Genomic DNA, 4,141 nt, shown 5'->3' with positions numbered 1-4,141 from the left:
GGGGGGACCCTGTGGGAGAGTAGGACGCCGCCGAACAATCATTGCTGAAGAACCCCCATCCGGATTCCGGATGGGGGTTCTTCGCGTTTCCCGGGCCTTTTCGGCCGTCGGGTCACTCGTCGTCGGACTGCGGTTCCTCCGTCGGCTGCTGTCCCTGCGCCTGGGCCGCGGGCCCGGCTGCCTCGGCCGTGGCTCCGGCCGTGGCAGCCGGTGCGGCGGGGAGTTCGGCGGTGCCCCAGGCCGGACGGTTGAGCCACTTGTCGGCGGTGGTGGTGAGGCGGGCGACGCCGGTGCCGTCCGGCCGCATGCTGTACAGGTCGGCGCCGGCGCCCGCGGGAGCCTGGGCGAAGACGATGGACTGACCGTCGGGGGCGAAGGCGGCGGCTCCGTAGAAGGCGTCGGAGGGCGCGGGGGTGAGGGCGCCGACGGCGGTGCCGTCGGGGTGGATGGTGTAGATGCCGCCGCCGGGGGCGTTCTCGGGGCCGGCCGGGTAGGTGGTGAAGAGGATCCGGGTGCCGTCGGGGGACCAGTCGGCGCGGTCGCCGGCGCGCAGTTCCCAGGGGGTGAGCTGACGGAGCCCGGTGCCGTCCGCGCTCACGACGTAGATGGCGCGGCTGTTGGCGGGCTGTCCGGTGGCGCTGGTGCGGTACTCGAAGGTGAGCTGCTTGCCGTCGGGGGACCAGCTGGGGTTGCTGACCGAGCCGGAGTAGGGCTTGTCGTTGGTGAGGAAGGTGAGCCGCTGGACGTCGGTGCCCTCGGGGCTCATCAGGTAGAGGTCCGAGTACTGGGAACGGGTCTTGTCGGCCGGGTCCTGGGCGCCCCAGGTGCGGCTGAAGGCGAGCTGCTTGCCGTCGGGGGAGAAGGCGGGGGCGCGTTCGTCCTCGTTGGCGCAGTCGGCGCCGCCGCTGGAGCTGTCGCAGAGCTGGCTGATCTGGTGGGCGCCCTCTCCGGAGGTGGCGACCGTCCAGAGGCGGGCGACGCCGCTCTGCGGGTCGGTGCGGTCGAAGGCGACGGTGGTGCCGTCGGGGGACCAGTCGGGGCGGTCGTCGCGCGCGCGGTCCGGGGGCTGGGTGATCTGGTGCTGGCCGCTGCCGTCGGGTGCGAGGGTGACGATGGCGCTGGTGCTGCGGGAGGTGTCGGTGTAGGCCCGGCTGACGATCAGTCCGTTGTGCGCAGTGACTGCGGCGGGTGCTCCCGCTGCTGCGTCGACCACGGCGGACGTCGGCTCGGGGGTCGCGGTGGGGGACTCCGGCCGGATCTCCGAGAGGGGGATCTCCCCGGGCTCGGCCCCGCAGCCGGTGAGCAGGGCACCCAGAAGCAGAAGGCCCGCACCTGCGCTTGCGCGGGTGCGGGCCCTGCTCGTGGGTGACTGCCCTGTGCCGGTGATCCGTGCCATCTCCGCCTCCGACCTCTGCGATCCTTGCCGACCGCATCGACGTGTGCCCCCGTCGCCGATTCAGGACGAAGGCCCCTGAAAGGAGCTGTCACTGTGTCAGAGCGAGGGTGTCGAGCGCCGGGCGACACGCGACGGATCGCGTTCGCTCGGCCGCATGGAGTAACCCCGCGGAGTGGCCGCGGGGAACAACCGTGCGGAGGACCGGGCCGGAGTGCGGACGGAGCAGCGGGAGGCGGGAGGGGTCAGCCCCGGGCGGCGCGGCGCTCGGCCTTGGCGAGGGCCTCCGCCTCGTCCTCGGCCTCGGCGACCTCCAGGGTGGGCGCCGTTCCGCCGAGCTGGGCGGGCAGCCACCAGGTGTCGTCCGGGCCGGAGGGCTTGCCGGGGTACTCGCGCTGGGCCTGGTCGAGCATCTCGCTCATGGCGGCGCGGAGTCTTCTGGTGACCATGACGGGCTTGTCGTCCGGCCCGAGGTGAATCGGTTCGCCGATCATGATCGTCACCGGGACGTGGCGCTTGGTCAGGGTCTTCGGGCGGCCCTTGGTCCAGAGCTGCTGGGTGCCCCAGAGGACGACGGGCAGCAGCGGGGCGCCGGAGTCGGCGGCCATCCGGGCAGCGCCGGTCTTGAACTTCTTCAGCATGAACGAGCGGCTGATCGTCGCCTCGGGGAACACCCCGACGACCTCGCCGGCCTTGAGGGCGCGCACGGCGGCCTCGTACGCGGGCTGGCCGTCGGCGCGGTCCACCGGGATGTGCTTCATGCCGCGCATCAGCGGGCCGGAGATCCGGTGCTTGAAGACGTCGTCCTTGGCCATGAAGCGGGTCTTGCGCTGGCCGCCGCGGTAGGCGCCGAGGCCGGCGAAGAGAAAGTCCAGGTAGCTGATGTGATTGCTGACCAGTACCGCTCCCCCCCTGGCGGGGATGTGTTCGGCGCCCACGATCTTGATCCGCACGTCGAGCGCGCGGAAGGCGGTGAGTGCGGCGCCGATCACCGGCGGGTACACGAACTCTGCCACGGTCAGTCCTGACTTCCACGGGCCGGAGCCCGGTTCGGCGGGGTCCCGCGACGTTGCGCGGCCGGTGCCGACCGGAGCACGGCACGCCGCGGCGGTCACGGGTGATTCACGGAGATGATCCCCCGAACGAGTGCCTGCTGTCACCTGAGGCGTGCGGTCAAGCCGATTTTCCCGGTGTGATCTCCGTGATGAATTACTACGGGAACTTTTCCGCTGCCCGGGCCTGGCTGTCGTGGGCGCGGGCAGCAGGGGGCGGGCCGGTGGTGGCGGCCGGGTCAGGCCCCGGCGGTGAGGCGGCCCTGGGCGCGCCGGACGACCGGGTAGAGCTCGCAGCCGACGCAGTAGCCGAAGGCGGCGTTGAGGAAGGCGGCGGCGAGGCCGGCCGAGGTGGCCAGCAGGCCGAGCCAGGTCACCCCGGTCACGTGGCCGAGTACGCCGATCGCGGCGAACACCATGAGGATCCCCTGGCCGAAGCGCAGCGGCCGTTCGTCCTCGGTCTCGGACGGCGGGGCCAGCCGGGGCAGGACGAGGATCCGGAAGATCCAGTCGTACGGGGAGAGGCGTAAGCCGCCGACGGCCCCGAGGGCGAAGACCACGGCCTGGCCGGCGAGGAGGGCGCTGCTGCCGGTGAGGAGGACGACGATCAGGACGGCCGAGGTGAGCGCGGCGGAGAAGCGGGGACCGCGGGGGTCGGTCTGCACGGGGGCTCCGGAGGGGTCGCGACGGGCGGCAGCGGCGGGCGGTGGCGACTGGGGCGTCAGCGACTGCGGAGGTCGATGGCCCGGCCCGGGGCGGTGACGCGGCGGGCGGTCGGCAACGGCGGTGAGGAGCGCTCGGAGTCCACCGGCCGATCGTACGCGGCCCGCCCCGGGCGGTCGACCGTCTTTCGGGGGCCGCCCGGGCTGGCGCAGACTGGGGGGATGACCGGGCTGGTGGTGTGCGTCGTCGTGCTGGCGCTGGCGACCACGTTCGGGCTGCTGCGGGCCTGGCACGACGGAAGGATGAGGGTGGGCTCCAAGGACGGGACGGTACGGCTGTCGGAGGCCGAGCTGGGCGGGCCGCTCGGCTCGCGGGCGACGCTGGTGCAGTTCTCGACGGTCTTCTGCCAGCCCTGCCGGGCCACCCGGCGGGTGCTCGCCGAGGTGGCGGGCATGGTCGAGGGGGTCGAGCACGTCGAGGTGGACACCGAGGCGCGGTTGGAGTTGGCCCGCCGCCTGGAGATCCGGCGGACGCCGACCGTCCTGGTGCTGGACGCGGACGGCCGGGTGGTGCGCCGGGCGGCGGGGCAGCCGCGCAAGGCGGACGTGATCGCGGCGCTCGGTCAGGCGGTCTGAGGAATCCCCGTCGGGGTGTCGACCCGTGGCTGCGGTTCCCCGCCGGGGCGGAATCCGGTCGCGGTTGGTCCGCCCCGTCGGGTGGAGTCGGCCCCCGCCTGGGGCAGGATGGGCGCAGGCGGCGGGCGCGGGTGCCCGGCGTAAGCTACTGGCCAGTAGTGACCACTGGGCTACCGGCGAGTATGCTGCCAGGAAGTTCCGGACCGGCACGGGAATTCGCTGCCCGGAGCGGGTGTGTTCCGTGTTCGCGCCCGCTTGCACAGCCGCAGCCGCCGGACGAGACCAGTACAGGAGACAAGGCCGTGAGCTTGAGGATCGTTGTCTGTGTGAAGTACGTGCCGGACGCGACGGGTGACCGTCGTTTCGCGGACGACCACACCACGGACCGGGAGGGCGTG

4 protein-coding genes and 1 pseudogene are annotated in these 4,141 nt (G+C 72.9%); 2 read left to right on the top strand and 3 right to left on the bottom strand.

Going from position 1 to position 4,141, the window contains the following annotated elements; all coding sequences use genetic code 11:
• Positions 1–112 precede the first annotated feature (112 nt).
• From ABT048_RS41555 to ABT048_RS41545, 3 genes are all read right to left on the bottom strand, one after another.
• Positions 113–1,396, bottom strand: coding sequence for a TolB family protein (locus ABT048_RS41555; protein ID WP_350526847.1), 1,284 nt, complete (start codon positions 1,394–1,396; stop codon positions 113–115).
• A 242-nt stretch (positions 1,397–1,638) separates the two neighbouring features.
• On the bottom strand, positions 1,639–2,409 hold the full coding sequence (locus ABT048_RS41550) for a lysophospholipid acyltransferase family protein (protein ID WP_350526846.1): 771 nt from the start codon (positions 2,407–2,409) through the stop codon (positions 1,639–1,641).
• Between the two features lie 275 nt (positions 2,410–2,684).
• On the bottom strand, positions 2,685–3,110 hold the full coding sequence (locus ABT048_RS41545) for a DUF4395 domain-containing protein (protein WP_350526845.1): 426 nt from the start codon (positions 3,108–3,110) through the stop codon (positions 2,685–2,687).
• 219 nt (positions 3,111–3,329) lie between these two features.
• Between ABT048_RS41545 and ABT048_RS41540 the strand changes: the two genes are divergently transcribed.
• Together ABT048_RS41540 and ABT048_RS41535 are read left to right on the top strand one after the other, a co-directional pair.
• On the top strand, positions 3,330–3,743 hold the full coding sequence (locus ABT048_RS41540; RefSeq protein ID WP_350526844.1) for a thioredoxin family protein: 414 nt from the start codon (positions 3,330–3,332) through the stop codon (positions 3,741–3,743).
• A gap of 302 nt (positions 3,744–4,045) precedes the next feature.
• Positions 4,046–4,141: pseudogene (locus ABT048_RS41535) on the top strand (electron transfer flavoprotein subunit beta); the annotation flags it as partial.

This window comes from Kitasatospora sp. NPDC096140, assembly GCF_040303045.1.
Classification (GTDB): Bacteria; Actinomycetota; Actinomycetes; order Streptomycetales; family Streptomycetaceae; genus Kitasatospora.
This window is presented reverse-complemented; position numbering and strand designations above follow the sequence as displayed.